Source organism: Nitratidesulfovibrio sp. (genome assembly GCF_040373385.1).
GTDB lineage: Bacteria > Desulfobacterota > Desulfovibrionia > Desulfovibrionales > Desulfovibrionaceae > Cupidesulfovibrio.
This window is the reverse complement of the sequence record NZ_JBDXXH010000001.1, coordinates 512088-530695: the sequence shown is the minus strand read 5'-3', so window position 1 is coordinate 530695 and position 18608 is coordinate 512088. Positions and strand designations below refer to the sequence as shown.

The following is an 18608-nucleotide window of genomic DNA, read 5'->3' as shown; positions in this document are numbered from 1 at the left end:
ACCAACCAGACACAATTCCTGCTTAGTCGAGTTCCCGGCAGGAGTCCAGCATTTCGCCGCAGGTTTTTGTGATTTTTTTAGCGAATGAAAGCGGCATATTAGAGCATACAATCCACTATCCTTCACGGCAGTGGACACATGCTTTTGCGGCAATTCCTACTCCGCAAGGCGGATGACCACTTCCGCCCCTGGCGAATAGCCCTTCAGTTCCGCAAGCATACCCTTCAGCGCACCGGAGACGATGCGGGCCACGAAGGGGTTCAGCCCCAGTTGATGCCCGTTCACCGTCACCGACAGGGGACCGTCCACGGAACAGCAGTCGCCCGCCACGGCCTGATGGGCCACCACCATGCGGGCAAACCCGGCACAGTCCTGCTGCCCGCAGGCCCCGCAGTCCAGCCCCGGCAGCACGAAGCCCCGCTCCGCCACCAGTTCCGCCAGCGCCTCCACGCTGGCCGCGTCGAACCGGGGCAGCCCTTCCGCGCCCACCCCGCCAAAAGTGGCCAGCGCCAGCCCCCTGTCCAGGGCCTGGGCCTCGCCCGCCTCGCGCAGGCACAGCACGCGCGGCAGCCAGCCAAGGCTCTTGCCCCCCTCCACCAGCAACACGTCGGCACACACCAGCGGCAGCAGGTCGGCCAGATGCCGCCGGGTGGACCAGAACACCGCGCACTCGCCCTCGGCAATGCCGATGACCGTGCGCCCCGGCTTCATCAGCCGGGCGGTGTCGGTTTCCGCCTTGTCCAGGCTGTGGTGGGTATGCTTGGCCACGGCCACGGTCAGGCCGCGCGCCTCCAGCGCGTCGGCCAGCAGCGCGGTGCAGGTGGTCTTGCCCGAATTCTTGAACCCGATGATGCTCACTGCCTTCACGGCGTCCTCCGTATGGCTGCTGCGGTACGCGGACATGCTCCCGCGCGCTGGCCCGCGTGTGGTTCTTTTGGCTTCCATCCTAGCGTTGCCCCGGTTCCGGCACAAGTCGTGCGAAAAAAAGGAGCGCCGTCCGCACGCCCCTTTCCCGGCAGGGGAACGCGGGCGCACGGACGGCGCGGGATGCCACCTTGCGCGCTGCCGCCACCATGCACTTGGCCGTTCGCCACATGCATTGCCGCAGGCACCGCCCGGCGCGAAGCAGGCGGGAAACCGCTCCGCGCCCAAGGAGGCAGGGATGATGGAGAAAACACCGGCCCGCCGCGCGTTGTCGAAAACGCGGTGCGGCGGGCCGGCTTGCATTTCAGTTCTAGGTTACGCGCGCGCCCGGAACAGCCTGGCGAACAGCTGCTTGCGGGTGAGCGGGCCGGATTCCAGTTCCGCCACCGCGTGCTCGAAGTAGCTCTTGGGGTCGCGCTGGAACAGGTACACCACGCGCACGTCGTTGGGGTCGCCCAGGACGGCCTTGGGGTGCTTCTTCTTCACTTCGGCCAGACGCTTGTTGGCCAGTTCCGTCATGTCCGCCTCGTCGCCGAAGTTCATGCACCCGGTGGGGCAGGTCTTCACGCAGGCGGGCAGCAGGCCGTTCTGCACCCGGTCATTGCACATGTCGCACTTGGACAGCAGGCCGGTGGCCGCGTCGCGGCGCGGGATGTCGTAGGGGCAGGCGGAACGCACCATCTCGCCGTCCACCTTGGCGGTGAGTTCGGTGAAGATGACGGCCCCGGTCGCCTCGTCCTTCAGCACGGCGCCTTCCAGGTCCACGTCCGCCTGGCCCTTGCAGGGGGGCTCGACGCAATGGCGGCACTGTTCGGGAAAGAACAGCCAGTCCATCTTCTTGTCGAACACGCCTTCCTCGAAGCGCACCGTCTTCAGGGTGACGTACGAGAGGTCCGGCGGATTCTGGTGCGAACCGGTATTACGGGTTTCCTCGGCGGGCAGGTTCTTCCACTGCTTGCAGGCTATCTGGCAGCCGCGGCAGCCGGTGCAGCGGGTAAGGTCGATGAAGAACATCTTTCCCATGACTACTTACCTCCCACCTTGCGGATATCGACCATGAACGCCTTGGTCTCGGGGATGCCGGTGTTCGGGTCGCCCGCCGACGGCGTGAGCAGGTTGGCCGTATCGCCGCCGTTTCTGGGCACCATCCAGCCGTAGTGCCAGGGCAGGCCCACCATGTGGATTTCCGCGCCCATGACCTTGTAGGGCTTGATGCGCTCGGTGACGATGGCCACCGCTTCCAGCGAACCGCGCAGGCTCGAGACCTTGACGCGGTCGCCGTTCTTGATGCCGCGCAGCTTGGCCAGTTCCTTGCTGATTTCAGCGAAGATCTCGGGTTCCGCTTCCACCAGCCAGGCGCAACGGCGGGTCATCAGGCCGGTCTGCCAGTGTTCGGTGACGCGGTAGGTGGTGCCGATGAAGGGGAACTTCGGATCGCACACCGCCGACTTTTCACCCTCGATCTTGAAGGCCACCGGGTTGTGCAGCTGTTTCGAGAACGGGTTCTTGGAAACCGGGCACTCCAGCGGCTCGTAGTGCTCGGGCAGGGGGCCTTCCTCGCGCCCCGGACCGTACAGCGCGCCGAAGCCGTGCGTCTGCATGATGAACGGGTGCTTGGTGCCGGGGTCGCCGCCGCCGTCCACCACGTCGCCCACCCACTTGCCGTCCTTCCATTCGATGACGGCCTTGTCCGGGTTCCAGGGCTTGCCGGTCTTGTCCACCGAGGCGCGGTTGTAGATGATGCGCCGGTTCACAGGCCAGCAGAACGACCAGTTGGGGAACAGGCCGATGCGCGCCTGCTCCGGCGTCTGCGCGGTGTCGCGGCGGGCCATCATGTTGCCCGCATCGGTGAACGACCCGGCATGCAGCCAGTTGCCGGAACAGGTGGAGCCGTCCGCCGTCAGGAAGGCGAACGAGGGCACCTGCTGCCCGGCCTTGAACTGCTTGCCGCCCACTTCCGTGTCCTTCAGGAAGTAGCCGTTCATCAGCTTGGCCGTCTTGGCCGGGGAGAACTCGTTGTGTTCTTCCCAGTCCTTGATGTTCAGCTTCAGGATGGGGTCGGCGTGCACCCCGCCTTCCTTGGCGTAGATGTCGCGAATCTTGTGCATCATTTCCAGCATGATATCGCCGTCGGGCTTGGTTGCGCCCCAGGGCTTCGGACCGCGATAGCGCCACTGCATCCAGCGGCCGGAGTTGGCAACGGAGCCTTCCTTCTCGATGGACACGGCGCACGGCAGGAAGAACACTTCCGTGCCGATTTCCTCGGGCTTCATGCCCGGTCCCTTCCAGAACGACGAGGTTTCGTTCTCGAAGATGTTGACGTTGACCAGCCAGTCCAGCTTGCCCAGCGCGCGCCGGTTCTTGTTGGCGTTGGCGCCGCCGCAGGCGGGGTTCATGCCCCACGCGAAGCAGCCCTTCACGTCGCCCTTGTCCATCTTGTCGAAGATGTTCAGCCAGAAGTAGTAGGTGGCGGGCTTGGACGCATCAAGCTTGGGCATGATGTCGTAGGCATCCGCCGGGGCCAGGTCGGGATACAGGGCCTTCAGGTAGCTGGCCACGTACTTGGGCCGGTTCTGCCACCAGTTCACGCTCATGGGGTCCTTGGACTGCGGCGTGATGGTGTTGTACAGGTCCAGCGTGGCCTGCTTGGTGGTGGGGGTGGGGTTGTACCCCGGCCAGATGTGGGCCAGCAGGCCCTGGTCGGTGGAACCCTGCACGTTGGATTCGCCGCGCAGCGCGTTGACGCCGCCGCCCGCCACGCCGATGTTGCCCAGCAGAAGCTGGATCATGCACATGGTACGGATGTTCTGCACGCCCACGGAATGCTGCGTCCAGCCCATGGCGTACATGATGGTGCCCGCCTTGTCCGGCTTGCCCGTGGCCGCGTAGGCCTTGTAGACCTTCAGGATGAGGTCCTTGGGCGTGCCGGTGATGTCGGCCACCTTGTCCACGGTGTAACGCTCGTAGTGCTTCTTCAGCAGGTTGAGCACGCACCGGGGGTGCTTCAGCGAGGGGTCGCGCCTGGGCACGCCGTTCTCGTCCAGTTCGAAGGCCCACTGCGACTTGTCGTACTTGCGCTTGTCCGCGTCGTAGCCGCTGAACAGGCCGTCCTTGAACGAGAATTTTTCACCGACAATGAGCGAGGCGTTGGTGTATTCACGCACGTACTCGTCAAAGTACAGCTTGTTTTCGAGGATGTACTTGATGAGGCCGCCAAGGAAGGGAATGTCCGCGCCCGAACGGATGGGGGCGTAGATGTCGCACTTGGCGGACGTGCGCGTGAAGCGCGGGTCCACGTGAATCAGCGTGGCGCCCCTGTCCTGCGCGCGCAGCACCCACTTGAAGGAAATGGGATGGTTTTCGGCAGCGTTGCTGCCCATGATCAACACACAATCACTGTTCGCAAGATCGTTCCAGTGATTCGTCATCGCACCTCGACCGAACGACTCTGCCAGAGCCGGTACAGTGGGGCTGTGTCAGATCCGCGCCTGGTGTTCGATGAACACCAGGCCGAGGCTTCTGAGGATGACCTGGTAGGCCCAGCATTCCTCGTTATCCATGGCGGCGGAGCCGAACGAGGCGATGGCCTCCGTCCGGTTCACCGTTTCACCGGCCGCGTTGGCCAGCTGGAAGGATTCGTCGCGGGTCTTCTTGACGCGCCTGGCGATTTCGGTGAGCGCCCAGTCCCATTCCACTTCCTTCCACTCGCCGCTGTTCGGCGCGCGGTACAGGGGCTTGGGCGGACGGGCGTCGTTTTCGCCCAGCTGGAAGATGGACGCGCCCTTGGGGCACAGGGAACCTTCGTTGATCGGATGGTCCGGGTCGCCTTCCACGTTGACGGCACGGCCCTCGCCGTTCTTGGCGGTGTGAACGATGAGCCCGCAGCCCACCGCACAGTAACAGCAGACCGAGGTGGTCTGCTTTGCCCACTGGAGTTTCTGGAGTTCGGCCCGCGCCACCGAGGGCGCAAGGCTGATCCCCAGCCCGCCGAACGCGCTCGCCAGGGTGGCGCCCGCGCTCAGCTTGAGAAATTGCCTGCGATTGACAGTCATCATGCCTCCTTGCGTACCGGTTGCACCGTTGCCGCAGGGTGCCTGGATGCGCATGCGCCGGTGGCGCCGCGCATTCAGCGCCCCCTGGTTTCCCGTCCCAGTTCCACCAGCAGCGCGTAGCCCGCGCGGCGGGGCGCATGCCCCGCGTGGCGACGCCACACCGCATGTGGCCGGGCATCGCGCATCCGCCGCACGGGAATCCATGCCAGCAGGCGGACGTGCGATGCCACGGGCGCCAGGTCGTGTCCCAGGCCCGAGAACGGCAGCGGGGTTTTCCCCGGCACCTCATGTGTTGCAGGGTATGCGAACATGGTGTCCCCTTTCCCTGTAGAGGCCCGGCGGCATGCCGGTCCCCTGCCCCCTCCGCACCGTTCCCGGCGGCGCAAACGAGGCTTCTTTCCTGTTACAGCAAGGTGTTAGGCGTGACTGTGCGGCGCATCAATGCTCCGTTTCCTGCGCACGGTCCTGCACTGATGCCGGGTTTTTTGTGCCATCATTCGCGCCCGTTACATGATGTCAAAAAACATATAATTGCACTTTGGCACCAAGCCACACCGCCCCCCGAGGCGACACGAATGACGCAACACACCGGAATGCAAAGAATAAGGCCCGCAACCGGAAAACCGGGCACGGGCCAAATAAACACGAGTCAGGTGTAAAACAGTGACGAATTATCCCGCGGGAGGGGGTGTCAGCCTTATGGGGAGAGGGGGGCGGTCATCCTCAGCGAATGCCCCTCAGCACGCGCGTTGCGCACGAAGCCAACGGACAAAAAGACAATCCAGAAACACCCCCTACGGGCGGGATTCATCCAGCTCCGGCACGTCGGGCACCATGTCGCACAGGTAGCGCACCAGCGTGGCGAACAGGTTCTCGCGCCGATGGTTGAAGCGGAATTCCAGTTCCTTGAGGTACAGGGGAAAACGCTGGGGCGACACGCCCTTGAAGGCGCGCAGCCGCCCCCCGGCGAACTTCCAGAACTCGCTCTTCGGTTCCGCCTGGCCGTCGGCCCGCCGCCGGATGTACTCGTAGGGCAGCGAATCGTCACCGCACAGCACCAGCGCGTCGTAATGGCGATAGGGCGCGGTATGCACCAGATTGCCCGAACGTTCGATGCGCAGGTGGAAATTGTGGTTGAAGTGGAACACCGTCTCGGCGGACAGGCCGGAAACAAGGTCGATGAACACCCATCCATTGCGCTCCAGAATGCCGAACACGGGAATGGGCACCTGCCCTCCCTCGCCCTTGGGCTCTCCGGTCAGCTTCTTGCCCTTCAGGTAGCCGCCAAGGCCGGTTTCCGGCCCCAGCAGTTGGCGGGCGTCGGGCGCATGGGCCAGGATGGCGAAGCGCGCCGTGGTCACGGCCTTGTAGGCGGCGTTGTACGAAAGGCCCAGTTCGGCGGCCAGGGTGTGCACGGTGGCCTCGCCCGCGTACAGGTGCAGCAGGCGCAGCCAGGTCAGCGGCGTGAGGTTGCCGTTGTTGATCCAGCGGCCGGAAAAGGGGTGAAAGGTGTACTTGCAGCCCGCACAGCGCCAGCGCCCCGCCGACAGCTCGTACAGCCGCCCCCCGCCGCAGCGGGGGCAGAAACTGCGCCCGCCGGGCCAGCAGTGTTCCATAAGGTGGGCAAGGGCCGCCTCTTCCGAGGCAAGGCACGGCTCTTCGGGCAACGATTCCATATCGTTCTGGTAGCCCAAATCACCCTTGGCGCGCAATGCGTCCCCGTGTCCCCGCCGGACGCACCGCGTCCCAGCGTCCCAAAGGACGCACCGCGTCCCGGACGCCGCCCCGGCCTCCATCCTTGTTTCGGTCGCTGCTCCGGCTCCTGCTCCGGCTTTCGCTTCCCCCGCCGCTCAGTGCAGCGGCCCCGCCGCCGCCAGCACGCGGTCCAGAAACTCCGCCGGAGTGCCGGAAAGCGCCCCGGCATGGGTGAACAGCACCCGAAACCCGTCGGCCTCGCGCCGCAGCACCCAGGTGTACGGCACCGGCAGACCGCCCAGTTGGCCATGCACGGCCAGTTCCGGGTCGGCAAACAGGGGAAAGGCCAGCCCGTGCCGCTGGCGAAAGGCCTGCACCAGATTCCAGTCATCACCGGCGGCAATGCCCACCAGCCGCACCCGCCCGGCCAGTTCGCCGTGGCTGGCGGTCGATATCCGCGCATGCAGGGCGCGCAGGGTCGGGGCTTCTTCCTGGCAGGGCGCGCAGAACCAGCTGTACATGTTCACGATGAACACCTGCCCGCGCAGATCGGAAAGGCGGCCGGGCAGCCCTTCTGGATCGGCGGCCCCGGCAGGACCAGCGGCCCCGGCAGGCCCCGCCACGGGGGCGGGCATGGCCACGTCCGGGCCGCCACTCCAGCCGGTATCCGGCGAGGGGGCGCCAAGGGCGATGTCCGGAAAGCGCACGCCGGACGGCCAGACCGCAGCCGCATCGCCCGCGCCGGGCTGTTCCATCGGCGCGGCGCCCTGCCCCGCCCGAACCACGGGGGGCGGAGATACGGCAATCGCCAGCAGGCACGCCACCGCCAGCACGCCGCACCGGAACAGCCGAAGCAGCGGGGCCAGCCCAGCCATGGGCACGGCGCACCGCCCCGTCACCCCGTGCGGGTGCAGCCCATGCATCCACATGACCCTACGCAGGAAAAACGATGCCATCCGGACTCCCATGTGCCGACGCGGCAGGTGTGCGTGGTGCCGGGCCGCGCCTCGTGGCACCATCAAAAAGTGTAGCCGCGCTCCGCAGTTCTGACAACGGGGTATCGCCCGCCAACCGGCCCTCCGCGCCGTTTTTCAGCCATTCCCGGCGGTTCCGCACCGCATGGGGATACCGCGCGCATTTCTTTCCGGGCCTCGCGCACCCTTGAACTTTCCGCCGTCGTCGGGCTACAGTCCGCACGGCGCGCACCCTTGGCGTGCATCCGCCCCCCGGATTTCACCGGGCAACGCCCCAAGAGCAGGGAGAGCAAGTGTGACCACGCGCACCGCCGCATCGCGCGCCGCCGCCCGGCATCAGGCTCCCTTGGGCCGAGCCGGGGGGATTTGCCGATCCGCTCCGGCACCCGCTCCGGCATCCGCCCCGGCACGCCCCGCCCAACGCCATGCCGCCCGGCACCGCCTGCTGTCCCTGTTTCCCCTGTTTCCCCTGTTGCCCCTGTTGCCATTGTTGCCGCTGTTGCTCCTGCTGGCGTTGCCCCCCCTGCTGGCCGCCTGCAACGCCGACAGCCCGCGCCAGCAGGAAGACGCAACCGCGCCGGGCGTCACCGACGACGCCATCCACCTCGCCTCTTCCCTGGCCCTGACCGGGCATGCCAGCTACCTTGGCGTGCAGACCCTGCGCGGCGCGCTGTCGTACATCCACCACATCAACGACACCGGCGGGGTGCACGGGCGGCGCATCATGGTCACCGCCGCCGACGATGGCTACGACCCGCCCCGCTGCCTGGCCAACACCCAGCGTTTTCTTATCGACGGCGACGTGTTCGCCCTGTTCAGCTACGTGGGCACGCCCACCACCATGCGCGTGCTGCCGCTGGTGGAAGAGGCGCGCATCCCGCTGGTGGGCATGTTCACCGGGGCCAACGGCCTGCGCGAACCGTTCAACCGCTACGTGTTCAACGTGCGCGCCTCGTACTACCAGGAAACCAAGGCCGCCGTGCGCCATCTGGTGCGCGACCTTGGGCTGACGCGCATCGCCGTGTTCTACCAGTACGACGCCTACGGCTTCGACGGGCTGACCGGCACGGAAATAGCCCTGCGCGAACTGGGCCTGGCCCCGGTGACGCGCGGCTCATACGTGCGCGGCACCACCAAGGTGGAGGAAGGGCTGCGCCGCATCCTGGCCGCCGACGCCCAGGCCGTGGTCATGGTGGGCACCTACGAGCCCTCGGCCCGGTTCATCCGCCTGGCGGAACAGGCGGGCCTGCGCGCGGTGTTCCACTGCCTGTCGTTCACCGGGGCGGAAGAACTGGCCCGGCTGCTGGGCAACGCGCCGGTGAACCCGGTGACCATGTCGCAGGTGGTGCCGCCCCCGCGCGCCAAGGAAACCCCCGACCTGCTGGCCGCCGCCGCCGACTACGTGCAACTGCTGCGCCGCTACTTTCCCGACGAGACGCCCAACACCATCGGCCTTGAAGGCTACGTCAACGCGCGCATCCTGGTGGAAGGGCTGCGCCGCGCCGGTCGCAACCTGACCCGCGAAGGCTTCGTGCAGGCCCTGGAATCGTTGCGCGACTACCCGCTGGGCGGCAGCACCTACGTGTCCTTTTCGCCCGAAAGCAGGCAGGGCATGAACCAGGTGTACTTCACCCGGCTGCACGACGGGCAGTTCGATCTGATCCGCGATTTTGGCGAAGTGCGCCCCCTGCCCGCACCGACTCCCGACGAGGCGTCCGGGCAGGCTCCCGATCAGGCTCCCGATCAAGCCCCCGCACTCTCCGGGGCGGAACAGGCCCCCCGGCCCGACGCGCCCCCCGGCACCGCGCCCTCCTCCCCGGTCGGCGACATCACGGTCCGGCCCGGCACTGCGGAGGTCCGGCCCGGCACTGCGGAGGTCCGGCCATGATCCTGCGTCGCTTCCAGCGCCTGGGGCTGCAACAGAAGTTCTTCATCACCATCCTGGTGGTGATCATGGCCATCAGCGGCACCATCGCCCTGCTGGCCCGGTGGATCCTGGTTTCCGGCCTGACGGCGGAACTGGAACTGCGCGGCGCGGCCATCGCCCACAGCGTGGCGGCACGCGGGGCGGGGTACATCCTGGACAACGACGTGCCGCAACTGGTGGGGCTGATCTTCGACGAGGCCCAACTGCGCGAGCGGCACCAGTTCATCGCGTACATCTTCGTCACCGACCCGCAGGGCACCGTGCTGGCCCACACCTTCATCAAGCCATTCCCCGAATACCTGCGCATGGCCAACCCCCTGCCCGACGGGGTGGCCAAAAGCGTGGAGCTGGTGGACGTGCTGGGCATGTCGGCCTACGACATCGCCGTGCCGGTGAAGGAGGGGCTGTACCGCATCGGCGACGTGCACGTGGGCCTCAGCAAGGACCACATGGACAGCCTGGTGGGCAAGCTGCGGGTGACCTTTCTGGGGTTCATCACGGCGGTGGTGGTGATCACCTTCTTCATCAGCCACTACCTCGCCCGGTACATCACCGCGCCGGTAACGCGCCTGACGCGCATTTCCGACGATCTTTCGCGCGGCAACTTCAACACCGCCGTGGACCTCGACGTGCCCGACGCGGGCTGGGACATCCACGACTGCCCCGCCTACAGCAACACCGACCTGCCCTGCTGGCACTTTGACGAGCAGCGCCGTGGCCCGCGCCAGTCGCCGGAGCGGCTGCACAGCTGCCCCACCTGCGTGTTCTACCGCAAGCGCGGCGGCGACGAGGTGATCCAGCTGGCCGACTCGTTCCGCAACATGGTGTGGTCCATCCGGCTGTACCGCAAGCGGTTGCAGGAATCGGAGGGCAAGTACCGCTCGCTGTTCGACAGCGGGCCGGACCCCATCTTCGTGGTGGACTGCACCGACCTTGGCATTCTGGACGCCAACCCGCGCGCCGTGGAAATGTACGGCTATACCCGCGAGGAGATGAAGGGCCTGTCGCTCACCGTGCTGGGCGGCGACACCGTGCGCGAGTGCAGCGCCGTGTTCGACACCGTGTTCGATGGCGGCGACGCGGCTGGCGGCTGTCTGAACATCCCCAAGGCCATGCAGGTACGCAAGGACGGCAGCGTGTTCCACGTCAACCTGCACGCCTGCCCCATCAGCTATCGCGGGCGGCCCGCCATCATCGTGTCCACCACCGACATCACCGAAATGATGGACAAGGACGCCCAGATCATCCAGGCGGCCAAGATGAAGTCGCTGGGTGAAATGTCCGCCGGGGTGGCACACGAACTGAACCAGCCGCTCAACGCCATCCGCATGGGCAGCGACTTTCTGTCGCTGGTCATCGAGCAGGGGCTGCCGGTGCCGCAGTCGCGCCTGCACGAGGTGGCGCGCGACATCTGCACCCAGGTGGACCGCGCCACGGAAATCATCAACACCCTGCGTTCGTTCGGCCGCAAGGCCGATACGGTCATCGAGCCGCTGGATATCAACCGGCCCACCCGCGCCGTGCTGCCGCTGGTGGAGCGCCAGTTCCTGCTCCAGAACGTGGAGGTGAAGCTGGACCTGGCCGAGGGCCTGCCCCCTGTGCGCGCCCACGAAAACCGGTTGCAGCAGGTGTTCTTCAACCTGGTGACCAACGCCCGCGACGCCATCCTGGACCGCGCCCGCACCGACGGCGGCCTGCGCGGGGTCATCACCATCTCCACGCGGGCCGAGGCCGAGGGCGACACCGTGGTGGCCACCGTGGCCGACAACGGCGCGGGCATTCCCGAGGCGCTGCGCGAGCAGATCTTCCAGCCGTTCTTCACCACCAAGGTCACGGGCCAGGGCATGGGCCTTGGGCTGTCCATCGTGTACGGCATCGTGCGCGACTACGGCGGCGACATCCGCATCGAAAGCACGGAGGGCAAGGGCACCGCGTTCCACGTGCGCCTGCCCGCCCACCGCGATACCCCGCCCCACGGCGGACGAAAGGACGACAGTCATGCGCATCCTGGTGATTGACGACGAGGTGCCCACCCTGAAGATGTTCGGCCTGCTGCTGGAGGCGCTGGGGCACGTGCCGCTGGCGGCGGAATCTGGCGAGGAGGGGTTGATCAGCTTTGACCGCGAACGCCCTGACGTGGTGCTGACCGACATCAAGATGCCCGGCATCGACGGCATGGACGTACTGCGCGCCCTGAAGGAGGCCGACCCGCGCAGCGAGGTCATCGTCATCACCGGCCACGGCGACACGGAACTGGCCATCGAGGCGCTGCACCTGGACGCCACCGACTTCATCAACAAGCCGGTGCGGCGCGAGGCGCTGGAACACGCGCTTGCGCGCGCCGCAGAGCGCATCCGTCTGAAGCGCGCCAAGGAAGAGGAAATCCGCCTGGTGGCCGGACCGGGGGTGGCGGATACGGGCGCTGCACGGGACGGCGGGGACGCAGGCGCTGCGGTTCGAGACGACACCGCCGTGGTGCGCATACGCGGCACGGTGAACAGCCCGGCGGAACCGGTGCTGCGCCACGTGTTCGAAGAGGCCCTGCTGACCGGCGCCCCCACCGTGGTACTGGACTTCGAGCCATCCGTTTCGGTGAACGGCGCGGGCATTGCCGTGCTGGCGGAACTGGTGCGCCACGCCCGCACGCTGGGGCGCGCGGTGCGCGTCACCGGGGTGTCGCCCAACCTTTCCACCGTGTTCGACGTGGTGGGCATTGCCCACAACGCCACGGTGGAGGTGGCGGCGACGGCGGAATAGCCAGGCGGTGCGATACCGGCGACGGCGCTGGGTGCGGCGTGGACGCAAGAAAGGGCTGCATGCACACCGCATGCAGCCCTTTCGGCATACCGTTCAGGCCGATTATGATCGTGCGGCACAGCGCGGAAATTCCTTCAGCGCCGCCTCGACCACATCTCCGCTGACATCACCCGCGACGATGGACACGGAAAGCATGACCAGCCCTTCCACGAGACCCGGCGCAGGCCGCTCGACATTCTTGATCCACAACACGGTGCCATGCTGCGCGTCGATCAGGCGTGCCGCCACGGCCCGCACGTCGAAATATTCCTTGCCCTGATTGTAGCCCCGGTAAATGGACGTGGCCTCGATGACGAACATGGCCTGCACGTTCAGCAATTCCGCCAGCTTGACCCGGAAGTCCTTTTCCATGAGCTGATTGTATTGCAGTTTCTGCTCCCGCAAGATCATGTCGATGTCCGATCGGCTGGCCAGCAGGTAGCCCTTGCGCGTGAGATCCTCCAGCGCCATGTTTTCCGCCCGTACCGAATTGAACCCCTTGTCGGGGATGACGATCACCGCCACCCGCTGCAAGGACGCTCCACTGGAGGTCACGATGGGTGGGGGCGGAGGCGGCGGCGCGCCGTTTGGCCCCTGCGCGGAATTGGTCGATTTTGGCGTGCATGCCGCCGCCAGCAGCATGCACACCATGGCCAGCGCCACCGCCCCGCCAGCCACCCCACTACCGAATCTGTTTGAACGCGGATTCAAGAGCATCCGAAAGCGCCTCCTTCTTCATTTGGTCCATGGGTGATTCCTGTCCTTGAAACGCCACCGACCGGCCAATAGCGTTAACCTTGTGCAGAATCCGGTTCGAGTTCGGGGCATATGCGACGATGCTCACCTTGGCGTGAGCACCCGTTGAAGACAGGTCTCCCTTGCCCGGCGCACGCTCGTCCCGCGAGAATAACGATTCGACATCCACTTCGACGAACACATCATGCAGGTAGTGCTGGGTTCCTACCTCGCGCTTCACTATCCGTTCGACATCCTGCCGTAGAGCGGCGTCCATTTTCCGATCACTGACAATGACATCCACGCCCCCACCAGGCCGCGCAGGGCTGACAGGCTTCGGCGCTGATACGCGCTTGGACGTGGGCGTCGGAGCCGGCGTGGGCGTGGGCGTCGGAGTCGGGATCGATGTTGTCGTACGGAAAGGCGTGGGAGCGGGGGCCGACGGGGGAGTGGGGATCGGAGTTGGCGTGGGTTCGCCATTGGAATAGAGCGCCTTAACGGCATCAAGATTCCCGAGTCCCCAAAGCAAAAAAATACCCAGCAGCACATACGGCAACACGGGCCGGAACGGCACGCCCCAACGGTGATGCCACACCACGGCCAATACAATGTAAGCGCCCCCAACCATGCACAACAATTGGAGCATCGGAACTCTCAAGGGAACGAACGAAAATGCCGCAGTACCGGCAACCCCTACCAAGGCGACCAGAAGCATGACCATCGTCACTGGTGAGAACAGGTGGTCGCCAAAGCCGCCCTGCACTCCGTTGGTATTATCCACGCAGCCCCCTCGCCTGAACCGTCCGTGCGCGTCTTGCCCCGCCCTGTGGGCATCCGGGGCGGACTTCTCTAACCGGACGATACGGGATATACGAAAAACGCCGCTCCGGTGTCGGACCAGCCCCCTTGCCGCAGCATGCAAACCCGGCGCACGGTTCGGCCATGGCAGTATATAGCGAAAACAGATATCTGTTTTGCTATATAAAAGTCGGCAGAATGTAAATCGCCAAAGGCTCCGCACTTCCTTTCCGGAAAGGCACGTCCATGACCATCCGCGCCCTCATCGTCGATGACGAACGCCCCGCCAGGGACGAACTGGCCTACCTGCTCTCGGCCTATCCGGACGTGGAGGCCGCAGAGGCGGCATCGGCCAGCGAGGCGTTGCGCAAGCTGGCGGAAGAAAAGTTCGACCTGGTCTTCCAGGACATCCAGATGCCGGGGCACGACGGCTTCCACGTCCTGCGCGAGGCGCAAGCCCAGTCGCAGCCGGGCGAGGCCGCGCCGCTCTTCGTCTTCGTCACCGCCTTTGACGAGCACGCCATCCACGCCTTCGAGGAAAACGCCCTCGACTACCTGCTCAAACCCGTGGCCCCGGCCCGGCTGGCCCGCTGCCTGGACCGGGTGCGCGGGCGACTGGCCACCGACGGTGCACAGCCGCTGCAGAACGCCGTGGCCACCCTGCTGGGCGCGCTGGGCCATTCCAAGCCGGTGGAGCGCCTTGCCGTCGAACACGGTGGGCGCATCAGCCTCATCCCCACGCGCGACGTGGTGATGATAGAGGCCGAGGAAAAGCGCATCGTGGCCGTTACCGACGAAGGGCGCCTGCCCTGCCACAACATGAACACCCTGGCCCGGGCGGAAGAACGCCTGGCCGGGCTGCCGTTCTTTCGGGTGAACCGCGCCGTGCTGGTGAACCTGGAGCGCATTGCCGAATTTTCGCCGTGGATCAACGGCAAGTACCACCTGGTCATGAACGACGCGGACCGCACCGAGGTCACCGTCAGCCGCAACCGCGCGCGCGACTTCCGCGCCCGGCTGGGCGTCTAGCAAGAGGGCCGCATGGACCCGATACTTTCCCCCCACGTTCCGGAACTGTTCATCACCCTTACCCAGCGTTTCGGCCTGCTGCTGGCCGGGGGCTTTGCCATCATGACCTTTGCCCCGCTGGACAAGGTGGGGCCGGGCCGCTCGCGCCCGCTGTGGGCCACGGCGCTTCTGGTGGTCATGTTCGGGATGTTCGGCATTCTCGGCACCTACACCGGCAACTTCGTGTTCCAGTCCTTCGCCAACCTGCGGGCCATGGGCGTGATCACCGCCGGGCTGTTCGGCGGGCCGGTGGTAGGCGCGGGGGCGGGCATCATAGCTGCCGGGCACCGCTACCTCATCGACGTGGGCGGGTTCAGCGCGCTGCCGTGCGGCCTTGCCACGCTAAGCGAGGGGATACTGGCCGGGCTGGTGGCCTGGCGCTTTCCGGAACGGCGGCTGGACTGGGCCACGGCCCTGACCCTGGGGCTGGTGGGCGAAACCTACCACATGGGCCTTGTGCTGTGGCTGGCCGAACCCTTTACCGAGGCCGTGGAACTGGTGCGGGTGATCAGCCTGCCCATGATCCTCATCAACGCCATGGGGGCTGCGCTGTTCGTGCAGGCCTTGCGCCTGCAACTGCACTTCCGCGACCTGCGCGACTCCACCCAGGCCCGGCAGATCCTGTCCATCGCCAACCAGAGCCTGACCCACCTGCGCTCCGGCCTGACCCGCTCGTCCGCCCAAGCCACGGCGGAAATCATCCTGGACGAAACCCATGTGGCCGCCGTGGCCCTGACCGGGGGCGACATGGTGCTGGCCCATGTGGGCGCAGGGGCCGACCACCACCTGGCCGGGTTCCATGTGCGCACGCTGGCCACCCGGCGGGTGGCGGAAACGGGCGAGGCGCTGTTCGTGCGCGACCGTGATTCCATCGGCTGCCGCCAGCCCGGCTGCCCGCTGACCGACGCCATCATCGTGCCGCTGCGCAAGGGCGGCCACATCCTGGGCTGCCTGAAACTGTACGGCACCAAGAACCGCCCGCTGGACCAGACCCGCTTCGAACTGGCCAAGGGGCTGGCGGACCTGTTCTCCACCCAGATCGAGCTGGAAGAGATAGGCATCAAGAACCAGCTCATCGCGCGCGCCGAAATCCGCCGCCTGCAGGCCCAGATCAACCCGCATTTCCTGTTCAACTCGCTGAACACGGTGGCCTCGTTCTGCCGCACAGCGCCCGGCCAGGCCCGCGACCTGATCCTGGACCTTGCCCGGTACATGCGCCGCAACCTCGATTCCAGCCGGGGGGCCATCCGCCTGTCCGAGGAACTGGAGCAGGTGCGCTCGTACCTGGTCATCGAGCAGGCCCGCTTCGGCGACCGCATCCGCGCCGACATCGACCTGGCCCCCGGCACCGCCGACTGGCTGATTCCCCCGCTACTCATCCAGCCGCTGGTGGAAAACAGCGTGCGCCACGGCATTCTGGCCCGCGAGGAAGGCGGGCTGGTGCGCCTTTCGGCCCATGCCGACGGCGACCACCTGCTGGTGACCGTGGAGGACGACGGCGCGGGCATGGACGACGACACCCGCAACGCCATCCTGGCCCCGGACGCCAGCGACCTTTCGCCCCACGTGTACGCAGGCATTCAGGACGAGGTGCAGGCCAGCCACCAGACAGGCGGCGCCCAATCCGGCCCCCGGCCGGGCACGCAGCCGGGCACGGCCTGCATCGGCCCCCCGGGCGAAAGCCTGCACGACGGTATCGGCGCGCGGAACTGCAACCAGCGGCTGATGCAGATGTACGGCCCGTCGTACGCCATGCGCATAGACAGCGAGCCGGGCAAGGGCACGCGCGTCTCGTTCCGCATTCCGCGCCAGCAGTTGCAGTAGCGTCGGCCAGAGGGTGCGGTAGCGCCGGACCAAACGTCCCCGCAACGTTGCCGTCGCGGTCTACGCGTGCCGTACGTCCCCCGGCATTGCGGCCACCGCGCGCGGCATGGCCGTGGCCGGTCGCCGCCCCCCGATACGCGCCGCCCTTTTTGCCGCGCCCGCACTACGCGCCGCCCCACGCCGCGTTGCCATGCGCGACGGTTGCGGGTATTTTCCCCCGGTCGCCGGTCACCACGCCGTCTGCGTCATCCTTCTCAAGGAGCACCCATGCCGCCTGGGGCATACCTTGCCATAAGCCTTGCCGCGCTTGTCTGCGGCTACCTTCTCTACGGCCGCCTGATGGTGCGCCTGATGCGCCCGGACAACGCCCGGCCCACCCCCGCCTGCACCATGGCCGACGGGGTGGACTACGTGAAGATGCCCGCCAAGAGCGTCTTTCTCATCCAGTTGCTGAACATCGCGGGCATCGGGCCGGTGTATGGCCCCATCCTGGGCGCGCTGTACGGGCCGTGGGCGCTGGTGTGGATAGTGCTGGGGTCCATCTTCGCCGGGGGGGTGCACGATTATTTCTCGGGCATGCTTTCCGTGCGGCGGGGCGGCCTTTCGCTGCCCGACGTGGTGGGCGACCATCTGGGCACCTCCATGCGCCGCTTCATGCAGGTCTTCTCGCTGGTGGTGGTGGTGCTGGTGGGGGTGGTGTTCGTCACCGGCCCGGCGCGCCTGCTGTCGGACATGACCACCATACCCGTGATGACGTGGGTGGTGGTCATCTTCGCCTACTACTTCCTGGCCACCATCCTGCCCATCGACGTGGTCATCGGGCGGGTCTATCCCATCTTCGCGGGCTCGCTGCTGGTCATGGCCGTGGGGCTTACCGCCGCGCTGTTCGTGGAAGGGTACGCCACCCGCGCCCCCCTGGCCTGGACGACACCACCAGCGGACCTGCCCATGTGGCCGCTGCTGTTCATCACCATCGCCTGCGGGGCCATTTCCGGCTTCCACGCCACCCAGTCGCCCCTGATGGCCCGCTGCCTGCCCGACGAACGCAGCGGGCTGCCCGTGTTCTACGGGGCCATGATCGCCGAAGGCGCGCTGGCGCTGATCTGGGCCACCCTGGGCATGGCCCTGTACCCCGACCCCGCGACGTTGCAGGCCGCCATAGCCGCCGGGGGGCCCGGCAAGGTGGTCAACGACGTGTCCATGGAACTGATGGGCCCTGCGGGGGGCATCCTGGCCATCCTGGGGGTCATCGTGCTGCCCATCACCTCCGGCGACACGGCCTTCCGTTCCGCCCGCCTGACCATCGCCGACGTGCTCGGCATCGCGCAGCGGGAACGCGGCCGCCGCCTGCTCATCGCGGTGCCGCTGTTCGCGCTGGGGGCCACCCTGTCGCAGGTCAACTTCGAGGTGATCTGGCGCTACTTCGGCTGGGCCAACCAGGTGCTGGCAACGCTGGTGCTGTGGACCGTCGCGGCCTTTCTGGCGCGGGGAGGCATGTTCCACTGGCCCGCCAGCCTGCCCGCCAGCTTCATGACCGCCGTGTGCGCCACCTACATCTGCCACGCCCGCATCGGCCTGAACCTGCCGCTGAGCGTCTCTTCGTGGATGGGTGGTGTTGCCGCCGCGCTGGCGCTGGCCCTGTTCCTGTCCCGCTGCCGCCGCAAGGCCTGATTCCCCTTTCCGCGCGTCTGGCGCGTCTGGCGTACTGTAACAAGGACGGGGCCAAGTATTTTCGGGCGTCCTTCCTGCCTCAGTGCGGTATCTTCCGCCCCCCTCCCCCGCCGTTCCCTGTCCTGCTGATCTGGCAAGGGCTGA

14 protein-coding genes are annotated in these 18608 nt (G+C 66.7%); 6 read left to right on the top strand and 8 right to left on the bottom strand.

Annotated elements, in window-relative coordinates; all coding sequences use genetic code 11:
* Positions 1-156: 156 nt before the first annotated feature.
* The 6 genes from ABWO17_RS02205 to ABWO17_RS02180 form a co-directional block, all read right to left on the bottom strand.
* Entirely contained in the window at positions 157-903 is a 747-nt protein-coding gene (locus tag ABWO17_RS02205) for a molybdopterin-guanine dinucleotide biosynthesis protein MobB (protein ID WP_353115613.1), read from the bottom strand.
* A gap of 336 nt (positions 904-1239) precedes the next feature.
* Entirely contained in the window at positions 1240-1947 is a 708-nt protein-coding gene (locus tag ABWO17_RS02200) for a 4Fe-4S dicluster domain-containing protein (protein ID WP_353115611.1), read from the bottom strand.
* A 2-nt stretch (positions 1948-1949) separates the two neighbouring features.
* Positions 1950-4976 (bottom strand): formate dehydrogenase-N subunit alpha, encoded by a 3027-nt coding sequence (gene fdnG / locus ABWO17_RS02195; protein ID WP_353115609.1) that lies wholly within the window; start codon positions 4974-4976, stop codon positions 1950-1952.
* Between the two features lie 74 nt (positions 4977-5050).
* The gene (locus ABWO17_RS02190; RefSeq protein ID WP_353115607.1) at positions 5051-5287 is read right to left on the bottom strand and encodes a hypothetical protein; all 237 of its coding nucleotides are present in this window, start codon (positions 5285-5287) and stop codon (positions 5051-5053) included.
* Positions 5288-5770: 483 nt separating this feature from the next.
* Complete coding sequence (locus ABWO17_RS02185; protein ID WP_353115605.1) at positions 5771-6652, bottom strand: transposase; 882 nt, start codon at positions 6650-6652, stop codon at positions 5771-5773.
* Positions 6653-6826: 174 nt separating this feature from the next.
* Positions 6827-7627: a TlpA family protein disulfide reductase gene (locus tag ABWO17_RS02180; RefSeq protein WP_353115603.1), complete on the bottom strand. Its 801-nt coding sequence runs from the start codon at positions 7625-7627 to the stop codon at positions 6827-6829.
* Between the two features lie 490 nt (positions 7628-8117).
* On the opposite strand from ABWO17_RS02180, the gene ABWO17_RS02175 reads away from it, so the two are divergent.
* The 3 genes from ABWO17_RS02175 to ABWO17_RS02165 are packed head-to-tail and all read left to right on the top strand — an operon-like array spanning position 8118 to position 12329.
* Positions 8118-9533 (top strand): ABC transporter substrate-binding protein, encoded by a 1416-nt coding sequence (locus ABWO17_RS02175; protein ID WP_502914863.1) that lies wholly within the window; start codon positions 8118-8120, stop codon positions 9531-9533.
* The gene (locus tag ABWO17_RS02170; RefSeq protein WP_353115601.1) at positions 9530-11590 is read left to right on the top strand and encodes an ATP-binding protein; all 2061 of its coding nucleotides are present in this window, start codon (positions 9530-9532) and stop codon (positions 11588-11590) included. Before ABWO17_RS02175 ends, ABWO17_RS02170 begins: the two co-directional genes overlap by 4 nt.
* Positions 11571-12329, top strand: coding sequence for a response regulator (locus ABWO17_RS02165; protein WP_353115599.1), 759 nt, complete (start codon positions 11571-11573; stop codon positions 12327-12329). The genes ABWO17_RS02170 and ABWO17_RS02165 overlap by 20 nt, the downstream gene beginning before the upstream one ends.
* 102 nt (positions 12330-12431) lie before the next feature.
* On the opposite strand, the gene ABWO17_RS02160 is transcribed toward ABWO17_RS02165, so the two are convergent.
* Complete coding sequence (locus ABWO17_RS02160) at positions 12432-13085, bottom strand: hypothetical protein (RefSeq protein WP_353115597.1); 654 nt, start codon at positions 13083-13085, stop codon at positions 12432-12434.
* Positions 13051-13884, bottom strand: a complete 834-nt coding sequence (locus ABWO17_RS02155) for a hypothetical protein (protein WP_353115595.1) — start codon at positions 13882-13884, stop codon at positions 13051-13053. Before ABWO17_RS02155 ends, ABWO17_RS02160 begins: the two co-directional genes overlap by 35 nt.
* A 263-nt stretch (positions 13885-14147) precedes the next feature.
* Here ABWO17_RS02155 and ABWO17_RS02150 point away from each other — a divergent pair, with 263 nt between their 5' ends.
* The 3 genes from ABWO17_RS02150 (at position 14148) to ABWO17_RS02140 (ending at position 18464) form a co-directional block, all read left to right on the top strand.
* Positions 14148-14930 carry a LytR/AlgR family response regulator transcription factor gene (locus tag ABWO17_RS02150; protein WP_353115593.1) on the top strand — a complete coding sequence of 261 codons (783 nt, stop codon included), beginning with the start codon at positions 14148-14150 and terminating at the stop codon, positions 14928-14930.
* A 12-nt stretch (positions 14931-14942) separates the two neighbouring features.
* Complete coding sequence (locus tag ABWO17_RS02145; RefSeq protein WP_353115591.1) at positions 14943-16793, top strand: LytS/YhcK type 5TM receptor domain-containing protein; 1851 nt, start codon at positions 14943-14945, stop codon at positions 16791-16793.
* Positions 16794-17060: 267 nt separating this feature from the next.
* Complete coding sequence (locus ABWO17_RS02140; RefSeq protein WP_353115589.1) at positions 17061-18464, top strand: carbon starvation CstA family protein; 1404 nt, start codon at positions 17061-17063, stop codon at positions 18462-18464.
* Positions 18465-18608: the final 144 nt, after the last annotated feature.

Excerpts from the sequence above, each read along its gene's own strand:
- ABWO17_RS02185 (WP_353115605.1), bottom strand. The coding sequence starts at position 6,652 with ATGGAATCGTTGCCCGAAGAGCCGTGCCTTGCCTCGGAAGAGGCGGCC.
- ABWO17_RS02150 (WP_353115593.1), top strand. The coding sequence starts at position 14,148 with ATGACCATCCGCGCCCTCATCGTCGATGACGAACGCCCCGCCAGGGAC.
- ABWO17_RS02140 (WP_353115589.1), top strand. The coding sequence starts at position 17,061 with ATGCCGCCTGGGGCATACCTTGCCATAAGCCTTGCCGCGCTTGTCTGC.
- ABWO17_RS02160 (WP_353115597.1), bottom strand. The coding sequence starts at position 13,085 with ATGCTCTTGAATCCGCGTTCAAACAGATTCGGTAGTGGGGTGGCTGGC.
- ABWO17_RS02180 (WP_353115603.1), bottom strand. The coding sequence starts at position 7,627 with ATGGCATCGTTTTTCCTGCGTAGGGTCATGTGGATGCATGGGCTGCAC.
- ABWO17_RS02145 (WP_353115591.1), top strand. The coding sequence starts at position 14,943 with ATGGACCCGATACTTTCCCCCCACGTTCCGGAACTGTTCATCACCCTT.
- ABWO17_RS02170 (WP_353115601.1), top strand. The coding sequence starts at position 9,530 with ATGATCCTGCGTCGCTTCCAGCGCCTGGGGCTGCAACAGAAGTTCTTC.
- ABWO17_RS02205 (WP_353115613.1), bottom strand. The coding sequence starts at position 903 with ATGTCCGCGTACCGCAGCAGCCATACGGAGGACGCCGTGAAGGCAGTG.
- ABWO17_RS02200 (WP_353115611.1), bottom strand. The coding sequence starts at position 1,947 with ATGGGAAAGATGTTCTTCATCGACCTTACCCGCTGCACCGGCTGCCGC.
- ABWO17_RS02190 (WP_353115607.1), bottom strand. The coding sequence starts at position 5,287 with ATGTTCGCATACCCTGCAACACATGAGGTGCCGGGGAAAACCCCGCTG.
- ABWO17_RS02165 (WP_353115599.1), top strand. The coding sequence starts at position 11,571 with ATGCGCATCCTGGTGATTGACGACGAGGTGCCCACCCTGAAGATGTTC.